A 19711-nucleotide genomic window follows, 5' to 3' on the forward strand; every position below is an offset into this window, starting at 1 on the left:
TCCTCTAAAATATTTAACTGATTCAATTAACAATTTATACCGATAACCATAATTAATACAGCTATCCATGCTTTCAACGTCTGCAAAAGCAAATTTGATTGCAAAAGGGTATATCTGTTAAATGAATAACATTGTCATAATAGTTTGATTTATTGTTGTATTGTTATATGGGAACTAAAATGAGGTTTTCAATAGAGCTTAAGTAATTTTGTTAATCGTTTGCTGTTTTTTTGTTAGCTTTGAGGGAAGAAAGCCTTGAAAATATCAAGGCTTTGCCGATCATAATTAATTATTTCCCTTCGGGAAAAAATCCAAAAACAAGAATAGCAATAATTGCCACTGGAATAATAAAACGGGTCAAGATTGTCCAAATGTTAAACCAGAAAGCGTTTAGATTAAGTTCTTCACGAATTCGTTTTTGATTCATCATCCATGCAGCAAAAATAATGGTTCCTAAACCAGTTACTGGCAACATGATTTTACTGGTTAAGTAATCAAGTAAATCAAAAATATTTTTATCAAATAATGTAACATCTGCCCATTTATTAAATGAAAGAATACAAGCAATACCTAAAGCCCAAATAATCACGCTGGTGACAATGGTTGCCGTTTTGCGTCCCATATGGGTTTTTTCTTCGAGTAACTCAACAGTCGGTTCTAGTAATGAGATTGACGAGGTTAATGCAGCAAACGTTAAGAATATAAAGAATAATATGCCTAAAATTGAACCGCCAGCCATATTGCCAAATGCAATTGGTAGTGTCACAAAGATGAGACCAGGGCCTGAACCCGGTTGTAAATCATTAGCAAAAACAAGCGGGAATATTGCTAATCCTGATAAAACCGCCACAACTACATCTAAAATGACCACTGTTCTGGCTGTTGAGAGTAGATTGACATCTTTCCCTAAATACGAGCCATATGCCATCATTATCCCCATACCCAAAGATAGACTGAAAAATGCATGACCTAAAGCCGCTAATATTGCCGTACCATTTAAGGCAGACCAGTTAGGTGTAAATAAGAAATCACATGCCTTCCAGAAAGAAGAACCGCTGGCATATGCGGCATAACCAACCAGCACTAAGAGTAATATACCTAAACCAGGCATCATAATCTTACAGCCACGTTCCAAGCCAGCTCCAACACCGAGAGCGACAATAAAGGCCGTTGCAAACATAAATACTGTATGCCAGATTAATAAACTATTTACATCGCCCAGAAAATTAGTAAAGAGATTTTCGGTTATTCCACCATTCGCACCTTCAAATGTGCCTTGCGCTGCTAGAACGATGTAATCTGTTGCCCAGCCACCAATCACACTATAAAAGGAGAGAATTAAGAATGAACCAAGTACCCCAATTATTCCTACCCAGCCCCATAATTTTGAGCGACCTTCAGAAACGGCCACATCTTGCATGGTATGAATCGGATTTTTTTGCCCTCGGCGCCCTATCAACCATTCTAAAACAAGGATAGGTAGCCCAATGATAAACATAAAGAGTAAATAGGTGAGCACAAATGCTGAACCCCCCATTTCACCCGCCATATAGGGAAATTTCCAAATATTACCTAAACCCACAGCAGAGCCAGCTGCTGCTAGCATGAATCCCATGCGTGAGCTCCATTGGGAATGACTTTTCTTCATAGTACCTGTACTCATGAATTTTCCTTTAATTCTTAATAAATAGTTTAATTTGCGTTTAGTAAAATTATGTCTTAATTAAAACTTTAAATCATGCCATGAAATCAAACTATTCACAAGAAATCATTACAGTGATTAACAATATTAGTTTAAAAATTTAGCTGGAATTGGCGTCAATCATTGAAATGAATCAAATGATTCGATTATTATTAGATCCAACCGATGAGTTTCAATATACCGATAAGGGTAAAAAGTATATCATTTGAGTGCTTAAATTAAGTGGATATTTTTGTTAATAAAAAGAGGACAGTGTAAGCTATTTTATTGATAATTGATTGGAGTTAGCATATAGTAAACCTCATTTTTTACACTTTAAAAACGCCAGCATGTCACAAAATATCGATATTAACGAAATAAATAAATTCTCACAATTAGCCGCACAATGGTGGGATCCAAATGGTCAATGTAAACCTTTGCATATCATTAATCCATTACGTGTTGATTATATATTGCAGCAATGCGAATCCCTTACTGGCAAAAAGGTGTTAGATGTCGGGTGTGGTGGTGGCATCTTATCAGAAAGCCTTGCTAAACTAGGTGCGCAAGTGACCGCTATCGATCTGGCGGAGGAGTCTTTAAACGTTGCCAAAATGCATGCTGAGCAAAATGGTCTTTCTATAGATTACCAAAAACAAACTGTTGAAGCACATGCAGAAGATCGCTCAGAATATTATGATGTGATTACTTGTATGGAGTTATTAGAGCATGTCCCCGATCCATTCTCCATTATTAATGCTTGTGCTAAGTTGCTAAAACCCAATGGCAAACTTTTCTTATCAACAATCAATCGAAATACCAAAGCAAAATTATTACTTATTTATGGCGCTGAATACATTGCTCGGCTTGTACCAAAAGGAACACATGATTTTAATCGCTTTATTCGACCTTCAGAATTAATGGACTTAGTCGAGCAATCTAAATTAGCGGTTAAAGGCATTATTGGTATGGAATATCATCTTTTAAAAAATCAATTCAAATTAGGTCACAATGTGGATGTAAATTATATTTTAATGGCGCAAAAAGAAGTTTAAATTTAAAAGTGTGATCTTATTCTCATTTCTAATAAATAGTGTAAATTTTCCTCTAACATTCCCACATATATCGATACTATGTGGGTAAATACTTATTGTTAATTCATTCGTACTTACCCATAAAATGCGATGTTTTCAAATTTTAATTGATTTGCAATTTTCTAATTATGTTTAAAGTATTTAAGTCTAGCTGTGTCAATTTAACCAGATTGGATGTCGTTGATTAAGAGGAGTTGATTATGCCATTAATCATTATTGCTTTCGGTGTCTTGATGTTATTGATTTTAATGTTACCTTTACGAGTTAATGGTTTTATCGCATTAATTTTGGTGGCACTTAGTGTCGGTGTTCTGGAAGGGATGCCCGTTATGGAGGTTATCAAATCAATTAAAAATGGTGTCGGTGGCACGCTTGGCAGCTTAGCATTAATTATGGGATTTGGCGCAATGTTAGGCAAATTACTAGCCGATTGTGGAGGTGCACAGCGAATTGCAACAACGCTTATTGCCACTTTTGGCGATAAAAAGATTCAATGGGCAGTGACGCTTACGGGATTTATTGTTGGATTTGCTCTGTTTTATGAGGTTGGTTTTGTTTTATTGTTACCCTTGATTCTAACTATAGCGGCAACTTTAGGCATCTCTCCGCTATACATTGGTATTCCTATGGCAGCAGCTTTGTCGGTTACACATGGTTTTTTACCACCACACCCCGGACCAACAGCGATTGCACAGATATTTAAAGCGGATATGGGAAAAACCTTACTTTATGGCACAATTATAGGTATTCCAACCGTCATATTAGCTGGGCCTATTTTAACTAAGTTACCTTTTATTCGTGCGATTAATCATCCTGTTGAAGAAGGCTTATATAGTACTAAAACATTTACTGAACAGCAGATGCCTAGTTTTCGTGTCAGTCTTTTTACCGCATTGATTCCAGTTATATTAATGTCAATCCGAGCCATAAGTGAAATGACTTTAAATAATGGACATTGGTTTCTACCCTATGTTGAATTTTTTGGGGATCCAGTGATTGCCACGCTGATATCAGTATTAATAGCCATATTCACTTTTGGTTTATTACGTGGCCGTAGCATGTCAGACATCAATACTAGCTTAGTTGATTCAATTAAAATTATTGCAATGATGTTATTGATTATTGGTGGTGGTGGGGCATTTAAGCAAGTTCTTGTGGATAGTGGCGTGAAAGTTTATATCGAACAGATGATGCATGAATCAACCATTTCCCCCATTGTTATGGCGTGGCTAATTGCAGCCTTGTTAAGATTAGCATTAGGTTCGGCAACGGTTGCAGCATTAACAGCAGGCGGGATTGTTTTCCCATTAATTGCTTCAACAGGTGTTAGCCCAGAATTAATGGTTATTGCAACGGGTGCGGGTAGTGTCGTTTTTTCGCATGTAAATGATCCTGGTTTTTGGTTATTTAAAGAATATTTTAATCTGAGCATTACCGAAACGTTGAAATCATGGTCTTTACTCGAAACCGTGATATCTGTCAGTGGATTAATCGGTTGTTTGATCATTAATCTTTTTTTATAAGGTTAGTTTATATTAGATATCATTATTTTTGATGAAATAGTAAGAAGGATAACTGTTCAAACTATTTCAAGACTCAAAATAGCGCTGGTCTTTTATCGCAAAAGTCAGTAGAATACATCGGCAATATTTTATCAACAATTCAACTCAATGGTGAATATTGTCATGTCTCGTATAGTTAAAGAAGCACTCACATTTGATGATGTGTTATTAGTTCCAGCCCACTCCACGGTATTACCCAACACTGCGGTTATTTCTACTCAGCTAACCCAAACAATAAAATTGAATATTCCGATGCTGTCAGCTGCAATGGATACGGTGACCGAATCCGATTTAGCCATCGCCCTTGCTCAAGAAGGTGGAATTGGTTTTATTCATAAAAATATGTCAATCGAAGCTCAGGCTAACCATGTAAGGCGGGTGAAAAAGCATGAAAGCGGTATCGTCCAAGATCCTGTGACCGTTTTACCTACTGCCACGATTCGAGATGTTATCGAACTTGCCAAAGAGTATGGTTTTGCTGGTTTTCCTGTGGTTACTCAATCTCAAGAGTTAGTCGGGATTATTACCGCTCGAGATGTTCGTTTTGCGACTGATTTATCGTTACCGGTAACAGCAGTAATGACACCCAAAGAACGACTTGTTACGGTAAAAGAGGGCGAACAACGTGAAATTGTGCTGAAAAAAATGCATGAACACCGTGTTGAAAAAGTGTTAGTTGTTGATTCTAAATTTCATCTTAAAGGAATGATAACGGTTAAGGACTACAATAAAGCAGAACAGAAACCGCACGCTTGTAAAGATGAAAAAGGGCGTTTACGCGTAGGGGCTGCTGTGGGTGCCGGTGCAGGCAATGAAGAACGGATTGCTGCATTAGTTGAAGCAGGGGTCGATGTTTTATTGATTGACTCATCTCATGGACATTCAGAAGGAGTATTAGAGCGGATTCGTCAAACAAGACAAGCTTATCCTGAATTACAAATTATTGGTGGGAATATTGCTACAGCGGAAGGCGCAAAAGCATTAATTGATGCAGGGGTTAATGCCGTTAAAGTCGGTATTGGGCCGGGCTCTATCTGTACTACACGTATTGTGACAGGAGTTGGTGTGCCACAAATTAGTGCCATTATGGATGCAGTTGAAATGGCACAACGACATAATATTCCTGTTATTGCTGATGGTGGTATTCGTTTTTCGGGAGACATTGCTAAAGCCATAGCTGCCGGTGCATCATGTGTTATGGTTGGCTCAATGTTTGCAGGGACAGAAGAAGCCCCGGGTGAAATCGAATTATATCAAGGTCGAGCTTATAAATCTTATCGAGGTATGGGATCACTTGGTGCAATGGCGAAAGGTTCATCTGATCGTTATTTCCAATCGGATAATGCTGCTGATAAATTAGTTCCTGAAGGTATTGAAGGGCGTATTGCCTATAAAGGCCCATTAAAAGAAATCATTCACCAACAAATGGGAGGATTACGTTCTTGTATGGGATTAACTGGCTGTGCCACTATCGATGAGCTAAGAACGCAATCTAAATTCTATCGAATAACCGGTGCCGGTATGAAAGAAAGCCATGTTCACGATGTGCTAATAACCAAAGAGCCACCAAATTATCGAGCAGGATCTTAATTTTTTATTAATATAAAAGCGTCGTTAATCATTGATGCTGTTCAATAGTAGTAAAAATCCCAACAATCTCAGCGTTGTTGGGATTTTTAATCTTTAAAGGGGATAGTTTGCTTTAAAAACTTGGTTTATAACGTTTTGCGTTAATTACTCAAGTCCCAGCACTTTACGTCCATTTCGAGTGGCGACGTTAACCACATTATCTAAATCGGTATATCGACATCCTGTTACAAGCAGTTTTAGCTCTTCCCACATGTTACCTGTTGAAAAGGGGAGCATATAATCACTGACATTATCGGTACCAATCGCAACAGGAATTCCAGCGGCGGCTAATTCATCAACAGGGGTTAAGGAGTTACGGGTTGGACCTTGTTCTTCACGCCTTGGACTGTCAATCCATGCAAACGGACAAGCAATCACCATCATTTGGGCTTCTTTCATTTTTTGGTATAATTTTTGACGATATTCTAAGCTATGGGCAGTAATTGAAATACTATGAATTGCCACTACACGACCATGCATTGCATGTTCTAAGGTTTTATCCGTTAATTGCTCTGTTTCAATCTCATCGGATGAATTAAACTGATCAACATGAACATGCACCATTTTACCTAATGCTTTGCCCGTTTGCATTAATACATCCAGATGTTTAAGTCCCATTCCTTCACCATGGTCACGTTCATCACGGCGGGGTAAGCCACCAATAATATCGACAAGATTAGCACCTTTGTCAAACCAATAGCGAGCCTCTTTATCAATCACGCCTTTTAAGGTCTGATTCACCAGTTTAATGGTGATATCGTTTTTATAGGTTTCTCTTGCCCGTAATGCACCTTTGATTGCACGTTCTTCAGCGATAGGGTCAATATCCACAAATGATCCCATGGCACTGACACCTTGTTCAATCATTCGTTCAACAGCCATACTAAAATGACGATAATAGTCTTCTTCGCTCATGGCTGCTTTGACTTTGTCTAACGTATCCCATTTTTCAATCAATGTCTGTTTTTGGTAGACATCAAAACTGTCAACGGTAATTGTAAAAGCACGATCAGCGTGCATATGTGCATTAACCCATCCGCCATTTTGCTTGATTTTGTTCATTAAAAATGCTTTTAAACTTTGATCTCGACTGGTTAATAACATTTTTTTGTTGTCTGTCATAATATGCCTCTACAAATAAATGACCAAAAGTTGGTTTAAAAATTCAAAAATAACAGCTAAAAAAAATCCTCCATAAAGGAGGATTAAAAATAGAACCAACAATGTTTAAAATCTCGATTGTTGATTCACATGGCTTCATAGTTTAAAGGCTCTAGCAGGTTATTTAGTAGCAGAAATTCTAAACCTATCTTGATTAAGATCAAGCTTTATAATAGTGAAAATATGTAAATAAATGATATGGTTAAAGTATTATTTTTTAGATTTTCTTGTCATCATTTGATAGTCATTAACAATTTTGGTTTTATTTCGGATAACATGATTAGGTTAAAGGATTAATTTTTATCAATAAGCGATTGTCAAAAAAATGAGATTTTCCACAACGCTTTTTTATTGATGTTAAAACAACCTATGTTAGTATTGAGTTGATAAAGTGTGTCAAAGATAAGAGGTGAATATGAGCCAGTTAAATATAGTTGCTACTCTAAAAATCAAGTCAGAAAATCATGCCGCTTTTCAAACGCTTTTTAAAAAACTTGTTGAAGCAAGCCGTAAAGAAGCGGGATGTATTCGTTATGAACTTAATCAAAGCATTGATGATCCAGATGTTTATATCGTCATTGAAACATGGGCTTCAAAACAAGCAATTGATTTGCACAATCATACCCCACATTTTATTGAATTCGCCGCCTTTGCTAAAGAGCATTGCGAAAAACTCGAAATTTGTATTTTGAAACCTGTGTTATAAGATTAGACCGAACAACTGACTAACCAAATTGTGTGAGAAAGGAAAAAATTGGTCAAAAAATCTTATATTAATAACGCGAATGCGATAAAGCTTGGTGCAGTTTAATCAAGCAAATCGGTTGCCAAAATTTTTATTGGCAACCGATTTAATAAAGTGATGAACAGTTATAACATCAGGCATCTATTCTGTTGAAATTACATTTTTTCAACGGTTTTTATGCCTAACATATCTAATCCTACTTTAAGTGTTTTCGCTGTCAAAGAAGCCAATTTTAAGCGACTTAATTTTAGGTTTTCATTTTCAGCTGTTAAAATAGGGCAGTTTTCGTAAAAACTTGAAAAAAGCGTTGCAATGTCATAAAGATAAGCACAAAGCACGTGAGGCGTTCCTTCATTTGCTAACACTGATATCGTCTCGTCAAATTGAATCAATCGTGTGGCTAATGCGCGTTCTTTTTCTGTTTCTAAAATAATACTTCCCGATAAGTCATCTTCTGAAATATTGGATCTTCTAAATACTGATAACACACGAGTATAAGCATATTGTAAGTAGGGTGCCGTATTACCTTCAAATGAAAGCATATTGTCCCAATCAAAAACATAATCAGTAGTACGATTTTTAGAAAGATCAGCGTATTTAACCGCACCAATTGCAACAGCATCGACGACTTGGGCTAACTCTTGCTCAGTTAGTTCTGGATTTTTACTTTGAATTAAGACTTTTGCCCGTTCGGTCGCTTCATCTAAAAGATCATTTAATTTGACCGTATCACCTGATCGTGTTTTAAACGGTTTACCGTCTTTTCCTAACATCATACCAAACATATGGTGTTCGAGTTTTAAAGAGTCAGGCACATATTTGGCTTTATGGACAATTGTCCAAACTTGTTCTAAATGCTGATGCTGACGTGAATCGGTATAATAAAGTATGCGATCGGCATGTAATGTTTCATAACGATATTTGGCACAAGCGATATCGGTTGTTGCATAAAGGTAACCGCCGTCGCGTTTTTGAATAATCACGCCCATTGGTTCGCCTTCTTTATTTTTGTATTCATCTAAAAATACAACGATAGCCCCTTCGCTTTCTACCGCTAATTTTTTATGTTTTAAATCTGCCACAATGCCGGGTAACATTTTGTTATAAATGCTTTCGCCCATGGTGTCTTCAACGGAAAGCGTGACATTTAACCGTTTGTAAGTCGCAATATTTTGCGTCATGGTGATATCGACCAATTTTCGCCACATTTCACGACAATATTCATCACCACCTTGAAGTTTTACAACATAATTACGTGCTTTTTCAGCAAAAACTTCGTCTTCATCGTAATGTTTTTTAGCTGCCCGATAAAACGATTCCAGATCGGATAATTGCATATCATTGGCATGTTCATTTTGCATTTTTTCTAAATAAGCAATGAGCATTCCAAATTGTGTTCCCCAGTCACCGACATGGTTAGCTCGGATAACATTATGACCAAGAAAAGTTAACACTCGAACAGTGGCATCCCCGATGATTGTTGAACGTAAATGACCGACATGCATTTCTTTAGCAACATTTGGTGCTGAGTAGTCTACAACAATCGTTTGTGCTTTTGCAGGTAAGGTGATATTCAGTTTATCGCTACTCAGTGCAACTTCATTTTGTTGAGCAATCCAACTATTTTTTAAAAAGATGTTAATAAAACCGGGGCCAGCAATTTCGACTTTTTCGGCAATGTCATCAATATCTAGATGTTGTAAAACCTTTTCCGCCAACGCTCTTGGTGGCATACCTAGCTTTTTGGCGGTTGCCATGATGCCATTAGCTTGATAATCACCAAATTGTACTTTAGCTGATTGTTTTATTAAGGCATCACAGTTATTATCCGCACCGGCCATTATCATTGCTTGCGAAACACGTTGAGTTAGTAATTGTTGAATATTCACACTAAACCTAATCAATTATCATAAATGCCCAATATAATACCGATAAAGTAAACACTTGTCACGGCTCAGATGATGTCGTTTACTTTAGTTTAACAGGGTTTTGATTTCCTGTTAGGGGATTTTTCAATCAAAAGTATGATTGAAAAAAATGACCGATGTTAATCGGTCAATTAGGTGATAAACATTGTCAAAATTTGACTAACATTTTAGTCGTTGAGTGTGTGCTTAATCTTTTTTCTAATATATTTTCAATATAATTTTGTAGTCGTTGCTTTTCATGTTCATTATTTTCATACCAGTTACGTGAAGATAAGCGAAATATATGCGGAATGGTTCTAGATAATACCGATTGTCGCCAAATGTTTCTATATCGTGCATTGGATAATAATGGGTGAATTGGCGCATCGCACTCAATGCCAATACAATAAAGTTTAGTGCTCGGATCTTCAATAGTAAAATCTAATGTAAATACGCCACTGCCTGAGTGGCGGCTATAGGATAATTTAAGCGAACGAATAAAATCTTCTACATCGTCAAGCAGTCCGTCATCGTGTTGTGTTGGTATTGGCAAATCTGAATTCTTATGTGCGTGTTCGATCAGATTAAGTAATGATTCAGCAAAAGTAAAATTACCTTCAGATAATGCTTTAGAATAAGCTAAATAGTATTGTAGGTAATCACGAGGGGATGTTGGAGCACGTTTAGTGGCTAGCGCATCAGAAACATCTTCAATAGGCATTGATGAGATCAAAATGACTTTTTGGCGAGCTCTGGTGATGGCTACATTTAAGCGTCTTTCGCCACCTTGTTGCCCTAGTATGCCAAAATTTCGCCTGAAAATACCTTGTTTATTACGACCAAATGTCGTTGAAAAAATGATAACATCACGTTCATCGCCCTGCACATTTTCAACATTTTTGATGAAAATTGATACATCTTCACCCTGATCGAATCGTTGATTTTCTTGTTCAAAAATGTCTGAAAATTTTTTATCTAAATTGGCTTTTTCATAAAAACATTTTTCAATTAGATCGGCCTGCTTTTTGTTAAAGGTTACAACGCCTATGGATGGACGATGAGTAATATTTTTTTTCCAAATGTTATCGACCATTTCAACAACTTTTAGTGCTTCACTATAATTGCTTTGATCTTCATATAGACCATTTACCCAAATATATTCAATTGGTTTGATTTGCTTAATGATATTGGCTGAATGTCTGACAGGCACGTTCAGTTGGCTACGGTAAAAAGCCGTATTGGAATAGTTAATCAGTTCACGATAAGCGGAACGATAATGAATTTGTAAATAAGTTGTTGGCAATACAGTACGAGAAAGTTGTAATAAATCCGGACAATCCATAATCTCTTTTAAATTCCAACGACTAAGTAGAGGATTTTCGTTAACATCTTCTGATAGTGCTTGAATAGTATCATCATCAGCTTCTTCGTCTATGTCAGCGTCTGTTTGTACGCCAAAAAATGTAGTGGGTGGCATCTGTTTGTCATCACCACTGACTATGGCAATTTTGCCTCGATAAAGCGTAGGTATAGCGTATTCAATAGGCATTTGCGAGGCTTCGTCATAGATGACCAAATCAAATAACCCCGCTTTTAAGGGCAATAAGCGACTTGCGGTGTCGGGATTCATTAACCAAATTGGTCTTAAGAGCATTAATCCAAGCGGTATACCTTGCTCGATGAACTCACGTAATCGTTTGGCGCGTTGACCTGTTAGTCTTGTTATTCCTTCCCACCTTTTGGGATCGGCCAACTGATTACATTTTATATTATTAAGCAGTAACTGTTTATTCAGTTGAAGCATCTGTTCATTTTTAGATTTTAGTTGTTCAATGGTTTGATTGATATCTTGCTGATCAACCTGTAATATCGGGTTTTCTTGTTCGGTATATAATTTCCAAATCGTTTTAGCTTCATAATCCAATAGTTGTCTAAATTGATATTGTTGATTTTCTGGGCTTAATAAGGCTAGCTCAGATTCAAAAGGTCTTAGTTTTGCCAATACTTCAAGTGACGTTTCTGATAATTGAACGGCTTCTTTACGAAAGGCTTGATACGCTTTTAATGAAGGTAAAACATGGTAGATAGCGTCGATAGTTGAAGGAGTTGTCTGATTTTTTTCAATCGCCTGTAAACAATTTTGATACAGGTTTTCATTCAAAAATTGACTGAGTAAGGATAAATGTTGTTCTGAATCTTGACGATATTGATAACGAATAAAGGCAGCTTCGTATTCATTAATTAAATTTTGAAAAGCGTCGCTACTTTTCAATAATGATTGCTCTACATACTGACTATAAGGAGCTTGGTGAATTTTATCAGCCCAAGCTTTGACTTCTTCAAGTTCCGATAATGTTTCCTCGATCAAGTACTTAGTGGTATCAAGATTAAGCGTTAAATTGTGTTGAGGTAATTGCAAATCAACAAAGATACTAAGTAACGTTTTGCGAATTGGCCGATATTCAGACTCCAATAATAGCGACTCATAAAGCATTGGAATGCGGTTAATATTTGCTTCCTCCCCGTGCATAGCTAAAAAGTTAAAAAGCCCTTTTTTTGCTAAATAGCGTTGCAAACTCAGGCATTTGTACCAAGCATTAGGGGTAATGAGTTTTCTTGCTTTATTCAGTAAATCTTCTAGTATCTTTGGCTCTAAATAACATAATTTTTGAGACAGGTGACACCAACCATCTGAGTTTAAATAAGATAGCTGATCTTGCAAAAATTTTAACCCATTGATGAGTCTATCACCTTCTAAGTTACCGGTTTGGATATTTTGAATTTTGAACAAGGGTAACCATTTTAATAATCGCTCCCGAAGATTTTCCGTGATATTTAAAAAAGCTTCACTTTCTTTTTTAAGCCACTGTTGATGAGGAAGGGGATCATCAACATCAAATTGGATAGATTGGTTATCAAGGTTTGCTGTTCTAATGTGTTCAACTTGAATAAATTGAGTCAGTGATTGATTAAATAAATTAATCGTAATTGGATCATTTGAAAATTCTGTTAATTCTGATAATGGACTATGTTCATATTGTGCCGCTAACCACAGTGAAAGTAAGGGTGAACACTGATCCTTAATCATTGATAGTTGTTTGATATCAAGATTATGAAATATTTTGCGTAATTCCGGTACGGTTAATTTGGGTGGATTGTTGGCAATCGTAATTAAATCAGCGATTAACTGCCGATAACTTAAACCAAAATGGGTGTGTTGATTATATAATGCCTCATCATATTGATCGATCTGTGCTTCCAGTTTAGTCACTGCTTTTGCCAGTTTGATGCGCGCTTTAATGTAGTCATCTGAAGGTAGGTTTTTGTCCAGTAAATCGAGCTGTTGACGGATGCTATTGATCAATTTGGAGCGATCAGCATTAATATCGTTAATCATTATACTGCGCGTATCCAGCCCTTCGGCAGTTAAACGCTTATGAACAACTTCAAGTGCCGCTTTTTTTTGACAAACAATCAGTACCGTTTTATGGCGTCCAATTGCGTCGCCAACCATATTAACAATGGTTTGACTTTTTCCGGTTCCTGGTGGACCTTCAATTAACAAACCGGGCGCTAATCGTGCTTGTAAAACAGCGTTTTCTTGGCTTGGGTCACTGGCAACCGAAAAAAAACAATTTTGTACCTCTGGTTTTTCAATTTGCTCATCGATTTGAGAATTGGATTTCAGTTTTAGTGCGGTTTCAAGTGCTGTGTTGTCGTAGTCGAGTTTTTTTAATTGACTAAGTTCTTCACCAATTGATTGCCCTATAAAGTTGGCATCAAATAACACAGCGGAACAAGCAAAGTAGATTTTACCTTTTTCTGGTTCAAACGATGTTGGTAAATCATCGATTTGAGTCGACAAAATTTGTCCTAACGACTTTAATTCGTTCATAACCTCAAGGGTATTTAACGTTGAACGTACCATTAAGGCATCAAAAACATTTTTCCATTGTTCGAACACTGTTTTGCCCAAAATCCCTTTAAGTGCGGGATTAATTCTTATTTCTTCTCGTTGACGATCAAAGGCGAGTGTAAGTCGTTTCATTGATGCCATATCGTCATTCATTTTTATAGGCCAAAGTAATAACGGTGCTATTCTGGGTAACCGATTGCCACTGATTTCTTGATAAATTAAAAAAGGAAATCCCATATAAAGACTGTCAATACCCGTATCCCGTTGATAAATAGTGGTTGTCCGAACTAAATTGCGTAATTTGATTTCAAGAAGTTCATTCGCTTCGAACACGGCTTTAATATCAATTTGTTGCTGACGAGATTGTCGAGCGAGAATATGATCAAGTAGTTTATTTGACGGTAAAGATGCAGTTCCTAATAAATTAAGATCAATACGAGGTGTAAAACGACCTAGGTTCATCCTAACTAATGGGCCTTGCAAGATACTCATCGATACTTTTTTATGAAAGAAATCGATAATTCGAGATGAGTATTTTTTTAACGGCGGCTTAATCCAATGTTCAGCAGGAATGCTCAATAAAACCAACAGCCGACAAAATGGTATCCGTTTTTCAAGACGATACTGCTGTGTCCACTGATCGAGCTCTTCATGACCCAGTTCGGCAAATCCTTCTATTCGCTCATCCAATAGTTGATATAGTTTTAATCTAGGTTGCTTAAAATAATTTGATAACTCTACATCGCTTAAAATATCAATATCATAATCATTGGCTAATTGTTTGCATTCATTGATGACGTCATTAGCCGTTTTAAATTGATCTTCTTGTGCACTGAGTAAAATGATTAGATCTTCTTCACCAATATTGTTACGTTCCATTAATGATACTAATCCAAGATTATTGGCATCAGGAAAGAAAGATGAGCGTTTAATCCACATTGCCATTAATTGGTTTTTAGAGCAGGCTAATTGAAGTGTTTTTAGTCCATTTTCATCCAGTTTGATTTGTAAATTTGATGCACGTAAGCGAACATTATTGGCTCGTATAGATAATTGCCATAACCCTAGTTTGGATTTATGCTCTTTAATAGGCATAGTTTCACTAATCAATTGAAATTTTTTTAATGGTTTTGTATCAATAAAATTTTTGAGTGAAACGGATAATAAATCATAATGATATGTTTTATCATCGATCAAATGGTTACTTAGCATTTCATTATCGAAGCGTTCAGTTTGGCAATGACGGCAGTGATGCTCTAACTCCATTTTGTATTCCTTACATTCAACTTAATGTTGATGTTATTTTTATCATTTTTATTTATATTGAATTGTAGAATGACAATGATTATTTATAAAGACTAATTTTAAAAATGTCGATAGTAAACACGCATTTTAGCCCGATTTGGGTTAACAAATGGTATCCATTATTTGGTTAAATATACAATTCAAAATAAGCCCTAAAACTCTTATTGGTCGTTAATTTATCTATATTAAATCAACATCAATCTATTTTGAATTCATTATGACCTCTTAAGTAAACCTGCTTTATGCGATGATCTTTTAAAAAACGAGCCACTCTAGCTATTCATCATTTATAGTTTTACGACTTGCATAACTGGATGTAGTCACAGGAATATGACGAATCTTAGGGTTATTAATGAGCAACCAATCCGGTAAATTACTTTCCTTTTCAACTAGCCAAATAATGGTATTTATACATAACTGATCGCTTGAACCTCTAGGTTTTGGGTATTCAAGTTGTGAAAGTGCTAAAGAACGCGCAAAAAGTTGATGCTCACTAAAACTCATATTATGACGATTTTTAGACAAATGTGATTCATAGTCAATTATCAAAGCAACAGGCTGTTCATCATAGCTAACTAATTGATCTAACGTGTTACTTAAATGATTTATCTTTGCGGAATCTTTTTTGTGAACAGCATTTAATCTAAGGCGTTTAAACAATATATCGCTCTCTATTGCCGGTAAGTCAGGTGTTTGAATTTCTTCGAATCCAGAATCTGAATTCCACAATAAGACATGATTAAATTTTGCATTTTTTAAAATTCGATAAATCGACAAGACTAATGTTTCGGAAATAATGGTATCAGTATCAATTTTCGATTGTTGTCGATCATGAATATTTCCAGATAAAACGAATTGAGGTTTTGAATTTAGATAGCGATTTAAATCACGCATCCAGCGAGGGCTCTTGAAAGATTGAGACATAATTAATCCTTTAATAAAAATCAAATAACTGACGTTTTTATTATATACAAAGCAATTGAGTAACATCTACTATTTTTTTAATTAATAACTTATTTTTTTTGAATTTCTTGAATGCTCAATCCGTTAAACAGTGATTAAAATTAGGTAATAATCCAAAATAAGACGCAATTAAAATCGGTTTAAAATTATCTAATTTTAGAATATTAATTCGTTACCTTTTTACCTTAACTATTATCAAAGATGCTTGTTATTATTCATGCTATCGCAATTACAACTGTTTACAATCAATGAGGTAAACACTAAACTATTTATCGTTCTCAACGGGGTGCCCAAATGGCTGAGAATGTTGGTTAACATAACCCGTCGAACCTGAACTGGATCATGCCAGCGGAGGGATTTGAGTTATTGTGTCTGCTCAAACCTTTTGTCTTTTATTCACTATTTTGGAGGCAAAATGTTTCGTAAGAATCTTCTTTTGTTTTTTGTTTTTTCAGCCTTTTTCTTTATTGATACCGCCAATGCTAAGCCAACTTTAACCGTTTATAGTTACAATTCTTTTATGTCTGAGTGGGGCCCCGGTGAAGCCATTAAGCAAGGTTTTGAAGCGGAGTGTGATTGTCAGTTGGATATTATTTCGTTAGGGGATGGTGTATCTATTTTAAATCGTATCCGGCTCGAAGGGAAAAAGACCAATGCCGATGTTATTTTAGGCTTAGACAATAACATTTTACAACAAGCTAAGTTAGCTAATATTGTTATTCCTCATCAAATCAATAAACCTGATAATCTTAACACTGATTGGTGGGATAATGATTTTCTTCCTTATGATTTTGGTTATTTTGCTTTTATTTATAACAAAGATAAAATCAAAAATCCCCCACATAGTATGCAACAACTTGTTGATAATAAAGCCAATTGGCGAATTATTTATCAAGATCCAAGAACCAGCACGCCAGGACTAGGTCTATTGTTTTGGATCAAAAATATCTATGGCGATGATGCTGCCAATGTATGGAAAAAGGTCGCTAAAAATACGGTAACCGTCACCAAAGGCTGGAGTGAATCTTATGGTATGTTTTTGAAAGGCGAAGCTGATTTTGTTTTAAGCTACAGTACATCGCCGATTGCTCATATTATGAAAAATGATCATCGCTATGAGGCAGCCATTTTTGATGAAGGACATTACCGTCAAGTTGAAGTTGCAGGTATTATCAAATATAGTCAGCAACCTGAGTTAGCACGTCAGTTTTTACAGTATTTACTAAGACCTGAAGTACAACGTCAGATTGCTGAAAAGAATGTGATGTACCCGATTATTCCAACGACATTACCTGAGGCTTACCAGCAAATAAAGCCAGTCACTAAGGCGTTAGAATTTGGATCTGAGCAAGTTGAAAAAGGACAAAAAGCTTGGATTCGTGAGTGGCAATCAGCGATCAGTAAGTAATTATAGACATTAACATGTTGAATTTCAGAACGTTAATACCCGGTATTCTTGCCGCCAGTGGCATAATGGTTGTGCTGGGTAGTGCATTATTATCCATTGGTTATTACGCAATAACTTCAGGTGAGATAAATAGTTATATTGACAGCTATTTATTACATATTTTGTGGATAACTGTTTATCAAGCCACTTTATCAACATGTCTTTCTATTTTCTTGGCTATATTAATGGCTAAAGCTTTATCCATGGTTGAGTTTTTGGGAAAAGCTCTATTGTTGCGAATAATGCCGGTGACCTTTATTTTGCCTGCATTAGTTGTTGTGACAGGGCTTTTATCCGTTTATGGGCAACAGGGATTATTGTCAATCATTGTTGGATATATTGGATTGCCGTTTTCATGGTCAATTTATGGATTACAAGGAATTTTATTAGCCCATGTATTTTTGAATTTTCCTTATGCCTGTTGTCTATTTTACCGAACGTTGATGAGTGTGCCTGTTGAACAGAAACAGCTAGCCGCTCAATTGAATTTTTCAGGTTACACTTTTTTTCGATTAGTTGAATGGCCTCATCTTCGTCGGCAAATATTGCCTATGGCATCACTGATTTTTATGCTTTGTTTTTCAAGTTTTGCGATTGTGTTGGCTTTAGGCGGTGGCCCCAAATATACCACCATTGAAGTAGCGATTTATCAATCCATTCGTGATTTTGATTTTATTCAAGCGGTTTTGCTTTCCCTATTGCAATTGCTTTGTTGTGTAAGTTTTATGGGAATAATGCAAAAATTTAATAATAATAAACAAGTCACAATGCGCTTTATAAAGCAAAACTATCGCTTTCCTGTTTCTGGCTGGGCTGCCTTGCTAAGTTCAATCGTGATTATTATGGGGGGATTATTTATTTTACTTCCTTTGATCAATATCGTGATTGATGGTGTCTATTTTTTCCGTTTGTCACTGTTCACGCCAACCTTTCAACATGCAACATTGTTTTCACTTTTCATTGCATTGGGATCCGCCATCGTAACCCTGTTAATGGCACTATTTATTCTTTGGACAAATAGTCGATTGCTCATTTATCAAAAGATAATGTGGAGTAATCGATTAATGTTAGCCAGTTCGTTAATTTTAGCGATTCCCAGCATGATTTTAGCGTCAGGACTGTTTATATTATTTTATCAGTATGCAGGTAATACTTGGTTTATCTGCATTTTATTAATATTGTGTAATGCTTTAATGGCATTACCTTTTGTCATTAAAAATCTGGCTACCCCCATGTTCGATGTGACTAAGCGTTATTGGCTATTAAGCCAATCCCTTTGCATTGACGGGGTTAACCATTTTTATTTGATTGAATATAAAGCGTTAAACAAATTAATGTTAAAAAGTTTTGTTTTTTCGGCTATCTTATCTTTAGGGGATTTTGGCATTATCGCACTATTTGGTGGGCAGTCAGTCATGACATTGCCTTATTACCTCTATGAGCAGCTATCACATTATCATTATCAAGATGGTAGTGTCACAGCGGCAATATTATTAATTATCTCTTTTAGTTTATTGGTTTTGGTGAATGATGATCACACTCAATCATATTAATTATCATTATGATAATTTTAAAATGTTTTTTAATTTTGGTATAGCCGCAAAAGAACGGGTCGTCATTGTTGGGCCAAGTGGTGCGGGTAAAAGTTCATTATTGAGTTTAATCGCTGGTTTTATTTCACCTGATTCAGGAAAAATAATACTCGATAATCAAGACATGACAAATGTCACTCCCGGAAAACGCCCCGTATCTATGTTGTTTCAACACAATAATTTGTTTGACCATTTAACTGTTCAAGACAATATTGCTTTGGGATTAAAACCTTCATTAAAGCTGAATATTTCACAAATGCAAATTATTGATGATATATTAGCGAAAGTTGGATTAACAGGATTTAATCAACGTTACCCTGAACAATTATCGGGGGGGCAACGTCAACGGGTTGCTTTAGCGCGGTGTCTAATTCAACATCGTCCAATTTTACTTTTAGATGAGCCTTTTTCTGCGCTGGATCAATCACTCCGTTTTGAAATGCTTGAACTAGTTAATCAAATTTGTGAAGAATTTGAATTAACATTAATGATGGTGTCCCATTATCTGGATGAATCATTGCATTATTTTTCACGATGTTTAGTTGTCGATGAAGGACAGATTATTTTTAATGATTTACCCAAAAAGTTAACCTGTTCAGAACATCAACCTATTGCACAGCTATTGGGCTTGATGTCGATTTAATCGGATAAAATTATCTTCAAATAAACTGTATATTCATTGAAAATTTGCTTCATATCGCTTTTATGG

The 19711-nt window shown here is 35.9% G+C and carries 12 protein-coding genes and 1 riboswitch; of the genes, 7 read left to right on the top strand and 5 right to left on the bottom strand.

The features are described from left to right. Positions 1-289: 289 nt before the first annotated feature. Positions 290-1663 (bottom strand): sodium-dependent transporter, encoded by a 1374-nt coding sequence (locus tag A9G10_RS01535; protein WP_218837307.1) that lies wholly within the window; start codon positions 1661-1663, stop codon positions 290-292. A 368-nt stretch (positions 1664-2031) separates the two neighbouring features. Between A9G10_RS01535 and ubiG the strand changes: the two genes are divergently transcribed. From ubiG to guaB, 3 genes are all read left to right on the top strand, one after another. Next, a complete protein-coding gene (gene ubiG / locus A9G10_RS01540; protein ID WP_065557968.1) occupies positions 2032-2736 on the top strand; it encodes a bifunctional 2-polyprenyl-6-hydroxyphenol methylase/3-demethylubiquinol 3-O-methyltransferase UbiG in 705 nt (234 codons plus the stop codon). A gap of 239 nt (positions 2737-2975) precedes the next feature. Then, a complete protein-coding gene (gntT, locus tag A9G10_RS01545; protein ID WP_065557941.1) occupies positions 2976-4298 on the top strand; it encodes a gluconate transporter in 1323 nt (440 codons plus the stop codon). Positions 4299-4460: 162 nt separating this feature from the next. Continuing rightward, positions 4461-5927, top strand: coding sequence for an IMP dehydrogenase (gene guaB, locus A9G10_RS01550; protein WP_065557942.1), 1467 nt, complete (start codon positions 4461-4463; stop codon positions 5925-5927). Between the two features lie 144 nt (positions 5928-6071). Here guaB and A9G10_RS01555 read toward each other — a convergent pair whose 3' ends face one another. Further along, positions 6072-7088 carry an amidohydrolase family protein gene (locus A9G10_RS01555; protein ID WP_218837308.1) on the bottom strand — a complete coding sequence of 339 codons (1017 nt, stop codon included), beginning with the start codon at positions 7086-7088 and terminating at the stop codon, positions 6072-6074. Positions 7089-7542: 454 nt separating this feature from the next. On the opposite strand from A9G10_RS01555, the gene A9G10_RS01560 reads away from it, so the two are divergent. Next, on the top strand, positions 7543-7833 hold the full coding sequence (locus A9G10_RS01560; protein WP_065557943.1) for a putative quinol monooxygenase: 291 nt from the start codon (positions 7543-7545) through the stop codon (positions 7831-7833). Positions 7834-8027: 194 nt separating this feature from the next. Here A9G10_RS01560 and argS read toward each other — a convergent pair whose 3' ends face one another. The 3 genes from argS to A9G10_RS01575 all read right to left on the bottom strand — a co-directional run bounded on the left by argS (position 8028) and on the right by A9G10_RS01575 (position 15924). Next, positions 8028-9761 (bottom strand): arginine--tRNA ligase, encoded by a 1734-nt coding sequence (gene argS / locus A9G10_RS01565; RefSeq protein ID WP_065557944.1) that lies wholly within the window; start codon positions 9759-9761, stop codon positions 8028-8030. 187 nt (positions 9762-9948) lie between these two features. Further along, positions 9949-14961 carry an AAA domain-containing protein gene (locus A9G10_RS01570; RefSeq protein ID WP_065557945.1) on the bottom strand — a complete coding sequence of 1671 codons (5013 nt, stop codon included), beginning with the start codon at positions 14959-14961 and terminating at the stop codon, positions 9949-9951. Positions 14962-15276: 315 nt separating this feature from the next. Then, the gene (locus A9G10_RS01575) at positions 15277-15924 is read right to left on the bottom strand and encodes a hypothetical protein (protein WP_065557946.1); all 648 of its coding nucleotides are present in this window, start codon (positions 15922-15924) and stop codon (positions 15277-15279) included. Between the two features lie 311 nt (positions 15925-16235). Then, positions 16236-16338, top strand: a riboswitch (TPP riboswitch). A gap of 40 nt (positions 16339-16378) precedes the next feature. Between A9G10_RS01575 and thiB the strand changes: the two genes are divergently transcribed. Genes thiB through thiQ form a run of 3 tightly spaced genes read left to right on the top strand, consistent with a single transcriptional unit; the run spans position 16379 to position 19645 of the window. Further along, complete coding sequence (gene thiB, locus A9G10_RS01580) at positions 16379-17371, top strand: thiamine ABC transporter substrate binding subunit (RefSeq protein ID WP_065557947.1); 993 nt, start codon at positions 16379-16381, stop codon at positions 17369-17371. Positions 17372-17385: 14 nt separating this feature from the next. Continuing rightward, positions 17386-18963 carry a thiamine/thiamine pyrophosphate ABC transporter permease gene (gene thiP, locus A9G10_RS01585; RefSeq protein WP_065557948.1) on the top strand — a complete coding sequence of 526 codons (1578 nt, stop codon included), beginning with the start codon at positions 17386-17388 and terminating at the stop codon, positions 18961-18963. Then, the gene (gene thiQ / locus A9G10_RS01590; protein WP_065557949.1) at positions 18941-19645 is read left to right on the top strand and encodes a thiamine ABC transporter ATP-binding protein ThiQ; all 705 of its coding nucleotides are present in this window, start codon (positions 18941-18943) and stop codon (positions 19643-19645) included. The genes thiP and thiQ overlap by 23 nt, the downstream gene beginning before the upstream one ends. The last annotated feature ends 66 nt before the right edge of the window (positions 19646-19711 follow it).

The sequence above is a fragment of the Gilliamella sp. wkB308 genome, assembly GCF_001690185.1.
In the GTDB taxonomy this organism is placed as follows: domain Bacteria; phylum Pseudomonadota; class Gammaproteobacteria; order Enterobacterales; family Orbaceae; genus Gilliamella; species Gilliamella apicola_I.

What these genes read in the sequence shown, in the direction of transcription:
- A9G10_RS01535 (WP_218837307.1), bottom strand. Translation starts at nt 1,663, where the DNA reads ATGAGTACAGGTACTATGAAGAAAAGTCATTCCCAATGGAGCTCACGC.
- ubiG (WP_065557968.1), top strand. Translation starts at nt 2,032, where the DNA reads ATGTCACAAAATATCGATATTAACGAAATAAATAAATTCTCACAATTA.
- gntT (WP_065557941.1), top strand. Translation starts at nt 2,976, where the DNA reads ATGCCATTAATCATTATTGCTTTCGGTGTCTTGATGTTATTGATTTTA.
- guaB (WP_065557942.1), top strand. Translation starts at nt 4,461, where the DNA reads ATGTCTCGTATAGTTAAAGAAGCACTCACATTTGATGATGTGTTATTA.
- A9G10_RS01555 (WP_218837308.1), bottom strand. Translation starts at nt 7,088, where the DNA reads ATGACAGACAACAAAAAAATGTTATTAACCAGTCGAGATCAAAGTTTA.
- A9G10_RS01560 (WP_065557943.1), top strand. Translation starts at nt 7,543, where the DNA reads ATGAGCCAGTTAAATATAGTTGCTACTCTAAAAATCAAGTCAGAAAAT.
- A9G10_RS01570 (WP_065557945.1), bottom strand. Translation starts at nt 14,961, where the DNA reads ATGGAGTTAGAGCATCACTGCCGTCATTGCCAAACTGAACGCTTCGAT.
- A9G10_RS01575 (WP_065557946.1), bottom strand. Translation starts at nt 15,924, where the DNA reads ATGTCTCAATCTTTCAAGAGCCCTCGCTGGATGCGTGATTTAAATCGC.
- thiB (WP_065557947.1), top strand. Translation starts at nt 16,379, where the DNA reads ATGTTTCGTAAGAATCTTCTTTTGTTTTTTGTTTTTTCAGCCTTTTTC.
- thiP (WP_065557948.1), top strand. Translation starts at nt 17,386, where the DNA reads ATGTTGAATTTCAGAACGTTAATACCCGGTATTCTTGCCGCCAGTGGC.
- thiQ (WP_065557949.1), top strand. Translation starts at nt 18,941, where the DNA reads ATGATCACACTCAATCATATTAATTATCATTATGATAATTTTAAAATG.